General features: G+C 65.0%; 13 protein-coding genes and 4 tRNA genes. All 17 read right to left on the bottom strand.

Features of this window, described 5'->3' with window-relative positions; all coding sequences use genetic code 11:
* Positions 1 to 119: 119 nt before the first annotated feature.
* The 17 genes from rpsG to pth all read right to left on the bottom strand — a co-directional run bounded on the left by rpsG (position 120) and on the right by pth (position 17,277).
* On the bottom strand, positions 120 to 587 hold the full coding sequence (gene rpsG / locus INQ41_RS02470) for a 30S ribosomal protein S7 (RefSeq protein ID WP_193985932.1): 468 nt from the start codon (positions 585 to 587) through the stop codon (positions 120 to 122).
* Between the two features lie 11 nt (positions 588 to 598).
* Positions 599 to 973, bottom strand: coding sequence for a 30S ribosomal protein S12 (rpsL, locus tag INQ41_RS02465; protein ID WP_036196058.1), 375 nt, complete (start codon positions 971 to 973; stop codon positions 599 to 601).
* 281 nt (positions 974 to 1,254) lie between these two features.
* Positions 1,255 to 5,469, bottom strand: a complete 4,215-nt coding sequence (rpoC, locus tag INQ41_RS02460; RefSeq protein WP_193985931.1) for a DNA-directed RNA polymerase subunit beta' — start codon at positions 5,467 to 5,469, stop codon at positions 1,255 to 1,257.
* 99 nt (positions 5,470 to 5,568) lie between these two features.
* Positions 5,569 to 9,738: a DNA-directed RNA polymerase subunit beta gene (gene rpoB, locus INQ41_RS02455; RefSeq protein ID WP_193985929.1), complete on the bottom strand. Its 4,170-nt coding sequence runs from the start codon at positions 9,736 to 9,738 to the stop codon at positions 5,569 to 5,571.
* Positions 9,739 to 10,052: 314 nt separating this feature from the next.
* Complete coding sequence (rplL, locus tag INQ41_RS02450) at positions 10,053 to 10,427, bottom strand: 50S ribosomal protein L7/L12 (protein WP_193985927.1); 375 nt, start codon at positions 10,425 to 10,427, stop codon at positions 10,053 to 10,055.
* Between the two features lie 85 nt (positions 10,428 to 10,512).
* Positions 10,513 to 11,037 (bottom strand): 50S ribosomal protein L10, encoded by a 525-nt coding sequence (gene rplJ / locus INQ41_RS02445; protein WP_193985926.1) that lies wholly within the window; start codon positions 11,035 to 11,037, stop codon positions 10,513 to 10,515.
* A 384-nt stretch (positions 11,038 to 11,421) separates the two neighbouring features.
* A complete protein-coding gene (gene rplA / locus INQ41_RS02440; RefSeq protein WP_193985924.1) occupies positions 11,422 to 12,120 on the bottom strand; it encodes a 50S ribosomal protein L1 in 699 nt (232 codons plus the stop codon).
* 3 nt (positions 12,121 to 12,123) lie between these two features.
* Positions 12,124 to 12,552, bottom strand: a complete 429-nt coding sequence (rplK, locus tag INQ41_RS02435) for a 50S ribosomal protein L11 (protein ID WP_193985922.1) — start codon at positions 12,550 to 12,552, stop codon at positions 12,124 to 12,126.
* Between the two features lie 100 nt (positions 12,553 to 12,652).
* Positions 12,653 to 13,255 carry a transcription termination/antitermination protein NusG gene (gene nusG, locus INQ41_RS02430; protein ID WP_228076677.1) on the bottom strand — a complete coding sequence of 201 codons (603 nt, stop codon included), beginning with the start codon at positions 13,253 to 13,255 and terminating at the stop codon, positions 12,653 to 12,655.
* A gap of 13 nt (positions 13,256 to 13,268) precedes the next feature.
* Positions 13,269 to 13,634 carry a preprotein translocase subunit SecE gene (secE, locus tag INQ41_RS02425; RefSeq protein ID WP_043959584.1) on the bottom strand — a complete coding sequence of 122 codons (366 nt, stop codon included), beginning with the start codon at positions 13,632 to 13,634 and terminating at the stop codon, positions 13,269 to 13,271.
* A 15-nt stretch (positions 13,635 to 13,649) separates the two neighbouring features.
* A tRNA-Trp gene (locus tag INQ41_RS02420) sits at positions 13,650 to 13,725 on the bottom strand.
* Between the two features lie 103 nt (positions 13,726 to 13,828).
* Positions 13,829 to 15,019, bottom strand: a complete 1,191-nt coding sequence (tuf, locus tag INQ41_RS02415) for an elongation factor Tu (protein WP_193985918.1) — start codon at positions 15,017 to 15,019, stop codon at positions 13,829 to 13,831.
* Between the two features lie 44 nt (positions 15,020 to 15,063).
* Positions 15,064 to 15,139: transfer RNA gene (locus INQ41_RS02410), tRNA-Thr, on the bottom strand.
* 50 nt (positions 15,140 to 15,189) lie between these two features.
* Positions 15,190 to 15,263: transfer RNA gene (locus INQ41_RS02405), tRNA-Gly, on the bottom strand.
* A 91-nt stretch (positions 15,264 to 15,354) separates the two neighbouring features.
* A tRNA-Tyr gene (locus tag INQ41_RS02400) sits at positions 15,355 to 15,440 on the bottom strand.
* Positions 15,441 to 15,541: 101 nt separating this feature from the next.
* On the bottom strand, positions 15,542 to 16,633 hold the full coding sequence (ychF, locus tag INQ41_RS02395; protein WP_193985916.1) for a redox-regulated ATPase YchF: 1,092 nt from the start codon (positions 16,631 to 16,633) through the stop codon (positions 15,542 to 15,544).
* A gap of 62 nt (positions 16,634 to 16,695) precedes the next feature.
* Entirely contained in the window at positions 16,696 to 17,277 is a 582-nt protein-coding gene (gene pth, locus INQ41_RS02390; protein WP_193985914.1) for an aminoacyl-tRNA hydrolase, read from the bottom strand.
* Between the last annotated feature and the right edge of the window lie 39 nt (positions 17,278 to 17,316).

Below are 17,316 nucleotides of genomic sequence, written 5' to 3'. Positions count from 1 at the left end.
GATGTTTCAGAAAGGCCGGGTGCCGCCTGGGGGCGGCACACGGTACGCTCGGGCAGCCACGGCCGCCGTCGAAGTGTCTTGTTGCCTGCGAACGCCCCGCCAATGGCCGGGCGCCCGGCTCACCAGCGGTAGTGCGCGAACGCCTTGTTCGCTTCCGCCATGCGGTGGGTTTCTTCGCGCTTCTTGACCGCGCCACCACGACTTTCGGAGGCATCCAGCAGCTCGGCGGCCAGCTTGCGCGGCATGGTGTTCTCGCCACGCTTGCGGGCGGCATCGATCAGCCAGCGCATTGCCAGGGCGACGCGGCGCGACGAACGCACCTCGACCGGCACCTGGTAGGTGGAACCGCCAACGCGGCGGGACTTGACCTCAACCGCCGGCGAGATGTTCGCCAGCGCCTTCTCGACGATTTCCAGCGGATCGGCATTCTTCTCGCCGATCACGTCCATGGCGCCGTACACGATCTTTTCGGCGACGGACTTCTTGCCGCTGTACATGACCATGTTGATGAAACGCGCGATCGTCTCGCTGCCATGCTTGGGATCGGGCAGGATCGAACGCTGCGGTGCTGAACCTTTACGCGACATTGGTCAATTCCTCAGGACTTCGGGCGCTTGGCGCCGTACTTTGAACGGCGCTGGCGGCGCTTGGCGACGCCGGCGGCATCGAGCGCACCGCGCACGGTGTGGTAACGGACGCCCGGCAGGTCCTTGACGCGACCGCCGCGGATCAGCACCACCGAGTGCTCCTGCAGGTTGTGGCCTTCACCGCCGATGTACGAGATGACCTCGTAACCGTTGGTCAGGCGCACCTTGGCCACCTTGCGCATCGCCGAGTTCGGCTTCTTCGGGGTGGTGGTGTAAACACGGGTGCAGACGCCGCGGCGCTGCGGGCAGTTCTCAAGCGCCGGCGAGGCACTGTTGTAGGTCGCTGCCTGCCGCGGCTTGCGGACCAGCTGATTGATCGTCGCCATCAGGAACTCTTTGGTGGGAGGCCGGCCAGGAATGCCGCACCTCTTGTGAATAACGAACGGAAAGCCGGAAACTCCCGACCAACCGAGACCGAAAAGTATAACCCGCCCTTGACGATGTCGTCAAATGCGGATTAGACACGAAATCGCGGGGACCGGCGCAGTGCGCCAGTCCCGCGAAATTTCCTGATCCCGCCCTTCCGTGGGCCCAACACGAGGCGCTCCGTGCGCCTCATTTGGTGATCTGGGACGACCGTTTCCGGTCGTCACTTGGTGTTGCTGTGTTACGAAGCGCTGGACTCTTCGCTGACGTCTTCCGCCACGGCGGCGGATGCGACCGGGGCCGACAGCGCCGCCATCTCCGAATCCGTCAGGCCCGAGGCGTTCTTGCGGCGCTGCGCATGGTACGCCAAACCGGTGCCGGCAGGAATCAGGCGGCCAACGATGACGTTCTCCTTGAGCCCGCGCAGGTTGTCACGGGTACCGCGCACGGCGGCCTCGGTTAGCACCCGGGTGGTCTCCTGGAAGGACGCCGCGGAGATGAACGACTCGGTCGCCAACGAGGCCTTGGTGATGCCCAGCAGGACGGGGTTGAACTGCGGCACGATGCCGTCGTTCGCCGCGACCCGGGCGTGCTCCTCGACAAACCGCTGCCGCTCGATCTGCTCGCCGTTCATGAACTTGCTGTCGCCGGCGTCGCTGATGTCGACCTTGCGCAGCATCTGGCGAACGATCACCTCGATGTGCTTGTCGTTGATCTTCACACCCTGCAGGCGGTAGACGTCCTGGATCTCCTTGGTCAGGTAGACCGCCAGCGGCTCCACGCCCAGCAGGCGCAGGATGTCCTGCGGGGTCGGCTCGCCGTCCACCACGGTCTCGCCCTTCTCCACGTGCTCGCCTTCGAACACGATGATCTGGCGGTACTTGGGGATCAGCTCCTCGTAATCGGTGCCGTCGGCTTCCTTGATCACCAGGCGCTGCTTGCCCTTGGTTTCCTTGCCGAAGCTGACGATGCCCGAGACTTCGGCCAGGATCGCGGGATCCTTGGGCTTGCGGGCCTCGAACAGGTCGGCCACGCGCGGCAGACCACCGGTGATATCGCGGGTCTTGGACGCTTCCTGCGGAATCTTGGCAACCACGTCACCCACGCCCACGGCCGCGCCATCCTGCAGGTTGACCACCGAGCGCGGCGGCAGCTGGTACTGCGCCGGCAGGTCGGTACCCGGGATGTTGAGGTCGTTGCCGTCCTTGTCGACGATGCGCACGATCGGCCGCAGTTCCTTGGCCGCCGAACCACGACGCTTGGGATCGGTGATCTCGCGCGAGGCCAGGCCGGTCAGCTCGTCGGTCTTCTCGATCACGGTCACGCCATCGACGAAGTCGATGAAGCGCACGAAACCGGCGACTTCCGAGACGATCGGGTGGTTATGCGGATCCCAGTGCGCGACCTGCTGGCCGGCCTTGATGTCCGCGCCATCCTTGACGTCGATGGTCGCGCCGTAGGGCAGCTTGTACCGTTCGCGCTCGCGGCCGTGGACGTCGAGTACGGACAGCTCACCGGAGCGCGACACCGCGACCACGTGGCCGTCGGAGTGCTCGATGTGCTTGAGGTTGTTGAACTTCAGCGTACCGGTGGTCTTCACCGTGACGTTGTCGATGGCCGCCGCACGCGACGCCGCGCCACCGATGTGGAACGTGCGCATGGTCAGCTGGGTGCCCGGCTCACCGATGGACTGGGCAGCCACCACGCCGACCGCCTCACCATGGTTGACCATGTGGCCGCGGCCCAGGTCACGCCCGTAGCAGTTGGCGCACACGCCGAACGCGGACTGGCAGGTTATGGTCGAGCGGACCTTGATCAACTGCACGCTCGCCTCTTCCAGCTTCTGCACCCAGGCCTCGTCGAGCAGGGTGTTGCGGGTGACGATCGGATCTTCGTCATCGCCGGGCAGGAACACGTCCTCGGCCACGACGCGGCCGAGCACGCGGTCGCGCAGCGGCTCCACGATGTCGCCGCCTTCCACGATCGGGATCATGGTCAGGCCTTCCAGCGTGCCGCAGTCGTCCTCGGTGATGACCACGTCCTGGGCCACGTCGACCAGGCGACGGGTCAGGTAACCGGAGTTGGCGGTCTTCAGCGCGGTATCGGCCAGGCCCTTGCGCGCGCCGTGGGTTGAGATGAAGTACTGCAGGACGTTGAGACCCTCGCGGAAGTTCGCGGTGATCGGGGTCTCGATGATCGAGCCGTCCGGCTTGGCCATCAGGCCACGCATGCCCGCCAGCTGGCGGATCTGCGCCTGCGAACCACGCGCACCGGAGTCGGCCATGATGAACACGGAGTTCATCGACTTCTGGTCGATGGTCTCGCCCTTGGCGTTGACCACCTTCTCGGTGCCGATGGTTTCCATCATCGCCTTGGCGACGCGCTCGTTGGTGCGCGACCAGATGTCCACGACCTTGTTGTAGCGCTCACCGCCGGTGACCAGGCCGGACTGGTACTGCTCCTGGATCTCGGTGACCTCGGTCTCGGCCTCGTCCAGGATGCCCTTCTTGACCTCCGGGATGATCATGTCGTCGATGCCGATGGAGACGCCGGCGCGGGTCGCGTAGGCGAAACCGGTGTACATCAGCTGGTCGGCGAACACGACCGTGTCCTTCAGGCCCAGCATGCGGTAGCACGAGTTGATCAGGCGGCTGATGTTCTTCTTGGTCAGCTCGACATTGGCCAGCGCAAACGGCAGGCCCGACGGCAGGATGTCGTCCAGCAGCGCGCGGCCGATCGTGGTGTCGACGATCGAGGACTGCTGCACGCGGGTGCCGTCCTCCTGGATCACCGACTCCTCGATGCGGACCTTGACCTTGGCGTGCAGTTCCACCACGCGGTTGTCGTAAGCGCGCTTGACCTCGGCGACGTTGGCAAACGCCATGCCCTCGCCCTTCTTGTTCTCCAGCGCGCGGGTCATGTAGTACAGGCCCAGCACGACGTCCTGCGACGGCACGATGATCGGCTCGCCGTTGGCCGGCGACAGGATGTTGTTGGAGGCCATCATCAGCGCACGCGCTTCCAGCTGGGCTTCCAGCGAGAGCGGCACGTGCACGGCCATCTGGTCACCGTCGAAGTCGGCGTTGAACGCGGTGCAGACCAGCGGGTGCAGCTGGATCGCCTTGCCCTCGATCAGGACCGGCTCGAACGCCTGGATGCCCAGGCGATGCAGGGTCGGTGCGCGGTTGAGCAGCACCGGATGCTCGCGGATGACTTCTTCCAGGATGTCCCAGACTTCCGCCTCTTCGCGCTCGACCAGCTTCTTGGCCGCCTTGATGGTGGTGGCCAGGCCCTGGCGCTGCAGCTTGGCGAAGATGAACGGCTTGAACAGCTCCAGCGCCATCTTCTTGGGCAGGCCGCACTGGTGCAGCTTCAGGTACGGACCGACCACGATCACCGAGCGGCCCGAGTAGTCCACGCGCTTGCCGAGCAGGTTCTGGCGGAACCGGCCCTGCTTGCCCTTGATCATGTCGGCCAGCGACTTCAGCGGGCGCTTGTTGGTGCCGGTGATGGCGCGGCCGCGGCGGCCGTTGTCCATCAGCGCGTCCACCGACTCCTGCAGCATGCGCTTTTCGTTGCGCACGATGATTTCCGGCGCGCTGAGTTCCAGCAAGCGCCGCAGGCGGTTGTTGCGGTTGATGACGCGGCGGTACAGGTCGTTCAGGTCGGAGGTGGCGAAACGGCCACCGTCCAGCGGCACCAGCGGACGCAGGTCCGGCGGCAGCACCGGCAGGACGGTCATCACCATCCACTCGGGCTTGTTGCCCGACTCCAGGAACGCCTCGACCAGCTTGACGCGCTTGGTCAGGCGCTTGAGCTTGGTCTCCGAACCGGTCGCGTTGATGTCTTCCTTCAGCTGCACCAGTTCGCTCTGCAGGTCCAGGGTGCGCAGCAGGTCGAACACCGCCTCGGCGCCCATCGCGGCGTCGAAGTCGTCGTTGTGCTCCTGGCGGGCCTGCATGTACTCCTCTTCATTGAGCAGCTGGCCGCGCTCGAACGGGGTCAGGCCCGGCTCGGTGACGACGAACGCCTCGAAGTATAGGATGCGCTCGATATCGCGCAGGGTCATGTCCAGCATCAGGCCGATGCGGCTGGGCAGCGACTTGAGGAACCAGATGTGGGCGACCGGCGAGGCCAGGTCGATGTGGCCCATGCGCTCGCGGCGGACCTTGGCCAGGGTGACCTCGGTGCCGCACTTCTCGCACACCACGCCACGGTGCTTCATGCGCTTGTACTTGCCGCACAGGCACTCGTAGTCCTTCACCGGGCCGAAGATCGCGGCGCAGAACAGGCCGTCGCGCTCGGGCTTGAAGGTGCGGTAGTTGATCGTCTCGGGCTTCTTCACCTCGCCAAACGACCACGAACGGATCAGGTCGGGCGACGCCAACGCGATCTTGATCGCGTCGAAGTTCAGCGCCGGACGCTGCTGGTTGAACAGGTTGAGCAGGTCTTTCATTTTTCTTTCTCCGTGGAGGAGTAAATCGTCAAAGGGCTGGCACTACCGGTGGTCGGAGCCGGGCAACGCGCGATCCGCGGCGTTGCCCGCTCAGGGGCCTCAGTTCTCTTCCAGCTCCATGTTGATCGCCAGTGAGCGGATCTCCTTGACCAGCACGTTGAACGACTCGGGCATGCCGGCAACCGTCTCGTACTCGCCATCGACGATGTTCTTGTACATCTGGTTGCGTCCCTGCACGTCGTCGGACTTGACCGTCAGCATTTCCTGCAGCGTGTACGCCGCGCCGTAGGCCTCCAGCGCCCAGACTTCCATCTCACCGAAGCGCTGGCCGCCGAACTGCGCCTTGCCGCCCAGCGGCTGCTGGGTGACGAGCGAGTACGGGCCAGTGGAGCGGGCGTGCATCTTGTCGTCGACCAGGTGGTTCAGCTTCAGCATGTGCATGTAGCCGACCGTGATCTCGCGATCGAAGGCCTCGCCGGTACGACCGTCATACAGCGTGGTCTGGCCGCTCTCGGGCAGGTCCGCCAGCTTCAGCATCGACTTGATCTCCGACTCGGCGGCACCGTCGAACACCGGCGTTGCCATCGGCACGCCGTCGGTCAGGTTGCCCGCCAGGGCCAGCAGCTCATCGTCGCTGAACTGCTTGAGGTCCACGCGCTGGCCGTGCAGCTTGGTGTCGTGGTTGTAGATCTCGTCGAGGAACTTGCGCAGCTCGGCGACCTTGGCGCGGGCATCCAGCATGCGCTGGATCTTCTCGCCCAGGCCCTTTGCCGCCCAGCCCAGGTGGACTTCCAGCACCTGACCGATGTTCATGCGGCTTGGCACGCCCAGCGGGTTGAGCACGATGTCCACGGTCTGGCCGTCGGCCAGGTAGGGCATGTCCTGCACCGGCACGAGGGTCGATACGACGCCCTTGTTGCCGTGGCGGCCAGCCATCTTGTCGCCCGGCTGGATGCGGCGCTTGACCGCCAGGAACACCTTGACCATCTTCAGCACGCCCGGGGCGAGGTCATCGCCCTGGGTGATCTTGGCGCGCTTGTCGGCAAACCGGCGCTCGAATTCCTTCTCGTGCACGTCCAGCTGCTTCTGCGCCCGCTCGATCGCCTCGACGGCAGAGTCGTCCTTCATCCGCAGGCTGAACCAGTCCTTCCGCGACAGCCCGTCCAGCACCAGGCTGGTGACGGTCTCGCCCTTCTTCACGCCGGCGCCGCCGTTGGCGACCTTGCCGATCAGCTGGCTGCGCAGGCGGCTGTAGATCGCCGCCTCCAGGATGCGGAACTGGTCGTCGAAGTCCTTCTTGACGCGGCGGACTTCGGATTCCTCGATCTGCTTGGCACGCGCATCCTTCTCGATGCCGTCGCGGGTGAAGACCTGCACGTCGATGACGTTGCCGTCCATGCCCGGGGGCACGCGCAGCGAGCTGTCCTTCACGTCGGACGCCTTCTCGCCGAAGATCGCCCGCAGCAGCTTCTCTTCCGGGGTCAGCTGGCTCTCGCCCTTGGGCGTGACCTTGCCAACCAGGATGTCGCCGGCGCGCACTTCGGCGCCGATGTAGACCACGCCGGACTCGTCCAGGCGGTTCAGCGCCTGCTCGGAGACGTTGGGGATGTCGGCGGAGATCTCCTCCGGCCCCAGCTTGGTGTCACGCGCGACACAGGTCAGCTCCTCGATGTGGATCGTGGTGTAACGATCCTCCTGGACCACCCGCTCGGAGAGCAGGATGGAATCCTCGAAGTTGTAGCCGTGCCACGGCATGAACGCGATCAGCATGTTCTGGCCCAGCGCCAGCTCGCCGATGTCGGTGGACGGACCGTCGGCCAGCACGTCGCCGCGCGAGATCACGTCGCCCACGTTGACCAGCGGGGTCTGGTTGATGCAGGTGTTCTGGTTGGAACGGGTGTACTTGATCAGGTTGTAGATATCGACGCCGGCGTCGGTCTCGTTGCTGATCTCGTCCTCGTTGACCTTGACCACGATGCGGGCCGCGTCGATCTGCTCTACGGTACCGCCGCGCAGCGCGTTCACGGTCACGCCCGAGTCGCGCGCCACGGCGCGCTCGATGCCGGTGCCGACCAGCGGCTTCTGCGCACGCAGCGTCGGTACCGCCTGGCGCTGCATGTTGGCGCCCATCAACGCGCGGTTGGCGTCGTCGTGCTCCAGGAACGGCACCAGCGCCGCGGCCACCGACACGGTCTGCATCGGCGAGACGTCCATGAAGTCCACCTCCAGCGGCGGCTTCAGCATGGACTCGCCCTGGTAACGGCAGTCCACGAACAGCTCGCTGAGCACGCCCTTGGCGTCCTGCGGCGCGTTGGCCTGGGCGATGACGTACTCGTTCTCCTCGATCGCCGACAGGTACTCGACCTCGTCGGTGACCTTGCCGTCCACGACCTTGCGGTACGGCGTCTCCAGGAAGCCGTACTCGTTGGTGCGGGCGAACACCGCCAGCGAGTTGATCAGGCCGATGTTCGGGCCTTCGGGCGTCTCGATGGTGCACACGCGGCCGTAGTGGGTCGGGTGCACGTCGCGCACTTCAAAGCCGGCACGCTCGCGGGTCAGGCCGCCCGGCCCAAGCGCGGACACGCGGCGCTTGTGGGTGACCTCCGAGAGCGGGTTGTTCTGGTCCATGAACTGCGACAGCTGCGAGGAGCCGAAGAATTCCTTGACCGCGGCCGCGACCGGCTTGGCGTTGATCAGGTCCTGCGGGGTCAGGCCATCGGCCTCGGCCATCGACAGGCGCTCCTTGACCGCACGCTCCACCCGGACCAGGCCGACGCGGAAGGTGTTCTCGGCCATCTCGCCGACCGAACGCACGCGGCGGTTGCCCAGGTGGTCGATGTCATCGACGATGCCGCGACCGTTGCGGATCTCGGTCAGCACCTTGAGCACGTCGAGGATGTCGGAACCCTCGCCCACGTCGGCGGCGATCTTCTTGGACTCCTCGTCCTTGCGCTGGGAGAAGTAGCGCTCGTCGTAGAGCACCGAGGCGCCGGTGACTTCCTTGTGGCCGATGCGGCGGTTGAACTTCATCCGGCCCACGGCCGACAGGTCGTAGCGGTCGAAGGTGAAGAACAGGTTGTGGAAGAGATTCTGCGCGGCATCCTTGGTCGGCGGCTCGCCGGGACGCATCATGCGGTAGATCTCGACCAGCGCTTCCAGCTGGGTCTTGCTCGGATCGATGCGCAGGGTGTTGGAGATGAACGCGCCGCGGTCCAGATCATTCACCCACAGGGTGCCCAGGGCATCGATGCCGGCCTTGCGGAACAGCGCCAGATGCTCGTCGGTGATCTCGTCGTTGGCGGCGGCGATCAGCTCGCCGGTGCTGGCGTCGATCACGTCGTGCGAGAGGATGCGGCCGATCAGGTACTCGTCGGGCACGGCCAGCGCGTCGATGCCGGCGGCTTCGAGCTGCTTGACGTGGCGCGCGGTGATGCGGCGACCGGCTTCCACGATGACCTTGTCACCGTCGGCCAGGTCGAAGTCCAGTGTCTCGCCACGCAGGCGCTCGGGCACCAGTTCCAGCTGGACGCCTTCCTTGGGGTCGACGTGAAAAGTGTTGACCTCGAAGAACTCGGCCAGCATTTCCTCGTTGGTGTAGCCCAGGGCACGCAGCAGGATGGTGACCGGCAGCTTGCGGCGGCGGTCGATACGGGTGAACAGCGCATCCTTGGGGTCGAACTCGAAGTCCAGCCACGAGCCGCGGTAGGGAATGATGCGCGCGCTGTAGAGCAGCTTGCCGGAGCTGTGGGTCTTGCCACGGTCGTGGTCGAAGAACACACCCGGGCTGCGGTGCAGCTGGGACACGATCACGCGCTCGGTGCCGTTGACGATGAAGGTGCCGTTGCCGGTCATGAGCGGAATCTCGCCCATGTAGACCTCCTGCTCCTTCACGTACTTGATGGCCTTGGTCGAGGACTCGCGGTCGTAGATCACCAGGCGCACGGTGACGCGCAGCGGGGCGCCGTAGCTCATGCCGCGCTGGCGGCACTCGCGCTCGTCGAACGCCGGCTCGCCCAGCTTGTAGTCAACGTATTCCAGCGCCGCGTTGCCGCTATAGCTGGAAATCGGGAACACGGACTTCAGCGCCGCGTGCAGGCCGCGCTCCTCGCGCTTGGCCGGTGCGACGTCCTCCTGCAGGAAACGGCGATAGGAATCGACCTGGATGGCAAGCAGGAACGGCACCTCGAGGATGGATCGGCTCTTGCCGAAGTCCTTGCGGATGCGCTTCTTTTCGGTGAACGAATAATTCGTCGTGGAAGCTGTGGTCATGGTGAGCTACCGCCTCGGTGTTCATCGGGTCGCGCGTCCGCAGCCCGGGGGAAAACGTGATGGGGGAGATGCAGATCGGGGGATGCATCAAGGTCGTGCAAAATCGGATCGTGCAAAATTGCCAGTGGGAAGTCGCTGGTATTGCCGGCACCAGCACGCCATCTCCCGCTACTTCCTGCTGTCAACTCGGTACTGCGCGGTCGCAACCGCGGTGCTGCGTGGAACGGATGTCGCTACAACGGCCAAAGGCCGGGAGCTTTCGCCCCCAGCCCCGGCTGGTCGCCTCCAGTATAAACCGGCGACTCAATCAAGGATTACTTGACTTCGACGGACGCACCGGCGGTCTCAAGATCCTTCTTCAGCTTCTCGGCCTCGTCCTTGGACACGCCTTCCTTCACGTCCTTGGGCGCGCCTTCGACCAGGTCCTTGGCTTCCTTCAGGCCCAGACCGGTGATCGCACGCACGACCTTGATGACCTCGACCTTCTTCTCACCGGCGGCCTTCAGGGTCACGGTGAACTCGGTCTGCTCTTCAGCCGGGGCAGCAGCAGCTGCGGCCGGGCCGGCAGCGGCGACGGGAGCGGCGGCGGAGACGCCGAACTTCTCTTCCATCGACTTCACCAGCTCCATCACTTCCATGAGGGACTTTTCGGCGATCGCTTCGATGATCTGCTCGTTGGACAGGGACATTGTAAAAACCTCGTTTTATCTGGATTGGAAACGACTTGATTGTCGTAAAGCGTTATGCGGAAAACCGTAAACCGAACTGTCTGCCTCAGGCAGCCTTGGTCTGGCCAGCCGCGTTGACAACGCGGGTAACCTGCGACGCGGGCTCGCTGAGCAGGCGCACCAGCATGGTGGCCGGCTGGGACATGACGCTGAGCAGCATCGACAACGCCTCATCACGGGTCGGCAGCGACGCCAGGACATCCACATGGGTGCCCGGGTACAACTGTCCGCCCAATGACACCAGGCGTGGCTTCAGCTTGTCGTTCGCCTTGGCGAACTCCTTCATCAGACGTCCCGCAGCGCCGGGATCTTCCTGCGAGAAGGCGTACAGCAAAGGACCGGTCAGCTCATCGGCGACGATGGCGTAATCGGTGTTCTCCACTGCGCGCGAGACCAGGGTGTTCTTGGCTACCTTCAAGTACACACCGGCTTCGCGGGCCTTCTTGCGCATGTCCGTCAGTTGCCCGACGGTAAGACCGACGTATTCCGCGGCGACCAGCGAGTGCGCCGTGCTGGCGACCTCGGCCAGTTCGGCAACGACTTCCTGTTTCTGGGTCAGATTAAGAGCCATTGCACTCCTCCGTACATCAACTCCGCCCCGCGCAACATGCGCGGGAGCGGTACTCGGTCGGCATCGTTTGGCCCGATGCCGGGAACATCGCAAGCGATGCTCCGGGTGGTGGCCGTTTCCAGGATTCTGGAGGGTCGGCAACCATCTACGCAGGCCTGGCGCCGGCAACGATTCCCGAAGGAGCGATGCTGGAACCTGGATTAAGCATCCGGTGTCCATGGCGGCGACGGTATCCGTGCCAGTGCGAGCCTCCCTGCCCGCCGCAACCATGCGCTGGACGCGCCTGCGGTCTTTGACAGCGATCGCGTCGGCGCGAGCCTCGGCGATGCCCTCAAACGTTCCGCCTGGGCCGGTGCGGATCCGCATCGGCCCATGCGTGGTTCATTACTTCAGGACCAGCGTGCCCTGATCCACGGCAACGCCGGGACCCATGGTCGAGCTGACCGAAATCTTCTGCAGGTAGTGGCCCTTGGCGCTGGCCGGCTTGGCCTTGATCAGGTCGATCAGCAGCGCTTCCAGGTTGCCCTTCAACGAGGCATCGTCGAAGTCGGCCTTGCCGATCGTGCAGTGGATGATGCCGGCCTTGTCGGTGCGGTAACGCACCTGGCCGCCCTTGGCGTTCTTCACCGCTTCGCCCGGATTCGGGGACACGGTGCCGACCTTCGGGTTCGGCATCAGGCCGCGCGGGCCGAGCAGCTGGCCCAGCTTGCCCACCACGCGCATCGCGTCGGGGGTGGCGATCACGACGTCATAGTTCAGGTCGCCGGCCTGCATCTTCTCGGCCAGGTCGTCCATGCCGACCGCTTCCGCGCCGGCCGCCAGGGCCTCGTCGGCCTTGGCGCCAGCCGGGGCGAACACCGCCACGCGAACGCTCTTGCCGGTGCCGGCGGGCAGCACGGTCGAGCCGCGCACCTGCTGGTCGGACTTGCGCGCGTCCACGCCGAGGCGCACGGCCACGTCGACGGACTCGACAAACTTCGCCTTGGTGGCGGTCTTGACGATCTTGATGGCGTCGTCGAAGGCGTAGGACTTGCCCGGCTCGACGGCGGCCTTGATTGCTTTCTTGCGCTTGGTCATCGCCATGTCTTAACCCTCCACCGCCAAACCCATGCTGCGGGCCGAACCCGCAATCGTACGCACCGCCGCTTCCAGGTCCGCCGCCGTGAGGTCGGCTTGCTTGGCCTTGACGATCTCTTCCAGCTGGGCGCGCGTCACCTTGCCGACCTTGTCGGTGTTGGGGCGGTTGGAGCCCAGGCTGACGCCGGCGGCCTTCTTCAGCAGCACCGCGGCAGGCGTGCTCTTGGTGACGAAGGTGAAGGTACGGTCCGAGTAGGCGGTGATGATCACCGGCGTGGGCAGGCCCGGCTCCAGCTTGGAGGTCGCGGCGTTGAATGCCTTGCAGAACTCCATGATGTTCAGGCCACGCTGGCCGAGCGCAGGACCGACCGGCGGCGATGGATTCGCCTGGCCGGCCTTGACCTGCAGTTTGATGTAGCCAACTACTTTCTTTGCCATGTCACAGCTCCTGCGAGTGCAAGCGCCTGCGCGTCTTGCAACGGCAGGCTCCTCGCGATTGATGCCGGACGAACCACTCGTCCGGCGGATGGGTTATCCGTCAGGCCTTCTCGACCTGACCGAATTCGAGCTCGACCGGGGTCGAGCGACCAAAGATCAGCACCGCCACGCGCAGGCGGCTCTTCTCGTAGTTGATTTCCTCGACCACGCCGTTGAAGTCGTTGAACGGGCCATCGACCACGCGGACCATCTGGCCGGCCTCGAACAGCACCTTCGGACGCGGCTTCTCGACGCCTTCCTGGACGCGGTCCAGGATCGCCGCGGCCTCGTGGTCGGCGATCGGCAACGGACGCGCGGCGGTACCGCCGATGAACCCCATCACCTTCGGGGTTTCCTTGATCAGGTGCCAGCACTCGCTGTCGATGCGCGGAATCCCGCCCTCATCGGTCGTGGCGATCTGCACCAGCACGTATCCGGGGAAGAACTTGCGCTCGGAGCGGCGCTTCTGGCCGGCGCGCATTTCCACGATCTCTTCCGTGGGCACCAGCACCTCGCCGAAGCGGTCCTCCATCTCCTCGCGGGCGATGCGGTCACGCAGCGCCTGGGCGACCGTCTTCTCATAGCCCGAATAGGCATGGACGACGTACCAGCGCTTGTTGCTTGCGCTGCTTTCGGCGGTCGGGCTGTTATCTGAGCTCTGCACTTGTGTCATCTCCTCAACGTCCAAGCAGCCACTTCACGGCCGCCTGGATGACGACATCGAATCCGGCCAGGATCAGGCTCAGGATCACGACTGCCAAAACCACCACCCAGGTGGTGCGCATTGCTTCCTGGCGCGTGGGCCAGACCACCTTGCGCAACTCGAAGTGGGATTCGGAGAGGAACTCGCGGGTCTGCACGCCCTTGTGGCTGACCATGAAGACCGCCGCGCCAAGGACCAGACCGCCCACCACCAGCAGGGCACGGATGCCGCCCGGCCACTGGTCAAACCAATAGAAGCCGAATACGCCTGCGGCCACCAACAGCACCGCGGCCACGTATTTCAGGATATCGCCCGTGCTTTGTTCAGCCTTGGTGTTCAATCGACCTTCCGCTTGTGGCACGCCAGGAGGGACTCGAACCCCCAACCTGCGGTTTTGGAGACCGCTGCTCTGCCAATTGAGCTACTGGCGTATTGACTGGTTCCGGAAAAGGCAACGGCGGCTGAAGCCGCCTTGCCAATCCTTCCTGTTGCGCCGACAGGCCACCCCTTGCAGGATGGCCCGGGCGCTTGTACTTACTTGATTATCTTCGACACCACGCCAGCGCCGACGGTGCGGCCACCTTCGCGGATCGCGAAACGCAAGCCTTCGTCCATCGCGATCGGGTTGATCAGCTCGACCACCATCTTCACGTTGTCACCCGGCATCACCATCTCCACGCCCTCGGGCAGCTCGCAGGCGCCGGTGACGTCGGTGGTGCGGAAGTAGAACTGCGGACGGTAGCCCTTGAAGAACGGCGTGTGACGGCCGCCCTCGTCCTTGCTCAGGATGTACACCTCGCCTTCGAACTGGGTGTGCGGCTTGATCGAGCCGGGCTTGCACAGCACCTGGCCGCGCTCCACGTCGTCACGCTTGGTGCCGCGCAGCAGCAGGCCGGCGTTATCCCCCGCCTGACCCTGGTCGAGCAGCTTGCGGAACATCTCCACGCCGGTGACGGTGGTCTTGACGGTCGGACGGATGCCGACGATCTCGATCTCCTCGCCCACCTTGATGATGCCGCGCTCGATGCGACCGGTGACCACGGTGCCGCGACCGGAGATCGAGAACACGTCCTCGACCGGCATCAGGAACGCCTTGTCCACGTCGCGCTCGGGCTCCGGGATCCAGCTGTCCAGCGCATCGACCAGCTTGATGATCGAGGGCACGCCGATATCGCTCTGGTCGCCTTCCAGCGCCTTCAGCGCCGAACCGGTGATGATCGGGGTGTCGTCGCCGGGGAAGTCGTACTTGGAGAGCAGCTCGCGCACTTCCATCTCCACCAGCTCCAGCAGCTCGGCGTCGTCCACCATGTCCGCCTTGTTCAGGTAGGACACGATGTACGGCACGCCCACCTGGCGGGCCAGCAGGATGTGCTCGCGGGTCTGCGGCATCGGGCCGTCCGCGGCCGAGCACACCAGGATCGCGCCGTCCATCTGCGCCGCACCGGTGATCATGTTCTTCACGTAGTCGGCGTGCCCGGGGCAGTCGACGTGCGCGTAGTGGCGGTTGGGCGACTCGTACTCGACGTGCGAGGTCGAGATGGTGATGCCGCGCGCCTTCTCTTCGGGTGCACGGTCGATCGCGTCGTACGCGCTGAACTCGCCGCCGAAGCGCTCCGCGCCAACCTTGGTCAGCGCTGCAGTCAACGTGGTCTTGCCGTGGTCAACGTGACCGATCGTGCCGACGTTCACGTGCGGCTTGGTGCGCTCGAATTTACCCTTGGCCATGATTGTCGCTTCTCGCTGTGGGACGGTGTTCTGGATGGTAGGTGTGGTGCTCACGACTGGAATCGAACCAGTGACCTCCTCCTTACCAAGGAGGTGCTCTACCGACTGAGCTACGTGAGCGAATTTTTTGAACAGACCTTTTCAGCAGGTGCACAACGTCGCGGCATCAATGGAGCGGGAGACGGGGATCGAACCCGCACCATCAGCTTGGAAGGCTGAGGTTCTACCATTGAACTACTCCCGCGCCGGACAAACCTGCTTGGGTACTGCACCGACGGACGCCTAGTCTATCGGTTTGCTGCCTTGCGTCTACCAGCACGCGACGGACGCGAAGCTGGTGGAGGGAGGTGGATTCGAACCACCGAAGGCGTAAGCCAGCAGATTTACAGTCTGCCCCCGTTGGCCGCTTGGGTATCCCTCCAAAGAGCCCGCAATTCTGGAGGGCTTTTACCGGCTTGTCAACGCTGCGTGGAAGATATTTGCCCCGGGGGCTGAAAATACGGTTCCGCGCCGGGTTGGAGCCTAGACGTTGAAGCGGAAATGCAGCACGTCGCCTTCCTGGACCCGGTACTCCTTGCCCTCCAGGCGCATGCGCCCGGCTTCGCGGGCACCGGCCTCGCCCTGGTACTTGATGAAGTCGTCGTAGCCGATGGTCTCGGCGCGGATGAAGCCCTTCTCGAAATCGGTATGGATGACCGCGGCGGCCTGCGGCGCGGTCGCCCCGCCCTTCACGGTCCAGGCTCGCACTTCCTTGACCCCGGCGGTGAAGTAGGTCTGCAGGCCGAGGAGCCGGTAGGCGGCGCGGATGACGCGGTTCAGGCCGGGCTCGTCCAGGCCCATGTCGGCCAGGAACGCATCGCGGTCCTCGTCGTCGAGCTGGCTGAGCTCCTCCTCGATCGCCGCCGAGACCGGCACCACCTCGGCGCCTTCGGCGTCGGCGCGGGCCCGCACCGCGTCCAGGTGCGGATTGCCCTCGAAACCGTCCTCGAGCACGTTGGCGATGTACAGCACCGGCTTGAGGGTCAGCAGGAACAGGTCGCGCAGCGCCAGGCGGTCGTCCTCGGACAGGTCCAGCGCGCGGGCCGGCTTGCCCGCGTCCAGGCCGTCGCGCACGCGGGTGAGCACGTCGACGCGGATCTTCGCGTCCTTGTCACCGGTCTTGGCCGAGCGCTCGGCGCGCTGCAGCGCCTTCTCGACGGAATCCAGGTCGGCCAGGGCCAGCTCGGTGTCGATGGTGTCGATGTCCGACAGCGGATCGATGCGGTTGTTGACGTGGATGATGTCGTCGTTCTCGAAGCAGCGCACCACGTGGGTGATCGCGTCGACTTCGCGGATGTGGGCGAGGAACTTGTTGCCCAGCCCCTCGCCGCTGGCCGCGCCGGCGACCAGGCCGGCGATGTCGACGAACTCGACCGCGGTGGGCAGGCACTTCTGCGGCTTGACGATCGCCGCCAGCGCGTTCAGGCGCGGATCGGGGACCGGCACGACGCCGACGTTGGGCTCGATCGTGCAGAAGGGGAAATTGGCGGCGGCGATGCCGGCCTTGGTCAGGGCATTGAAGAGGGTCGACTTGCCTACGTTGGGAAGGCCGACGATGCCGCATTTGATGCCCATGACGCTGTACTCGCTTTCGATATGAGGGGTGGAACCGGTGGTGTGGCAGTGCTGGTAACGAATCAGTCCCGCGGTGTGTGCAGGCGCTTCATCGCCTCGTTGAAATCGCCGGCAACCGCCAGCGGCAGCACGTCGATCGCATCGCCGATGGCGCGCAGGATCATGGCCTCGTCGTCCGCGCCGGGACGGCCCAACACCCACGGGGTGACCTGGTCCTTGTGGCCGGGGTGGCCGATGCCGACCCGCAGGCGGTGAAACCGGCCGTGGGCGAGCAGGCGCATGGTGTCGCGCAGTCCGTTCTGGCCGCCGTGGCCGCCATCGAACTTCAGGCGGGCGGTACCGGGCGGGAGGTCGAGCTCATCGTGCGCCAGCAATGCCTGCCCGGGCTCGATCTTCCAGTAGTTCAGCGCGGCGGTGACCGATTTGCCGGACAGGTTCATGAAAGTGGCCGGCTTGAGCAGCCAGACCGGCTGGCCGGCGATCTCGACCCTGGCGGCCTGGCCGAACAGTTTCGATTCCAGGCTGAAACGGGCGCCCAGGCTTTCCGCCAGGGCGTCCACAAACCAGAACCCGGCATTGTGCCGGGTCCGGAGGTATTCAGGACCGGGATTCCCCAGTCCGACGATCAGGCGCAAACCGGCCATGGCAGGCGAGCAAGCCGCAAGCCGGAGCGACCGCGAGTG

This window comes from Lysobacter ciconiae, from assembly GCF_015209725.1.
Taxonomy (GTDB): domain Bacteria; phylum Pseudomonadota; class Gammaproteobacteria; order Xanthomonadales; family Xanthomonadaceae; genus Novilysobacter; species Novilysobacter ciconiae.
This window is presented reverse-complemented; position numbering and strand designations above follow the sequence as displayed.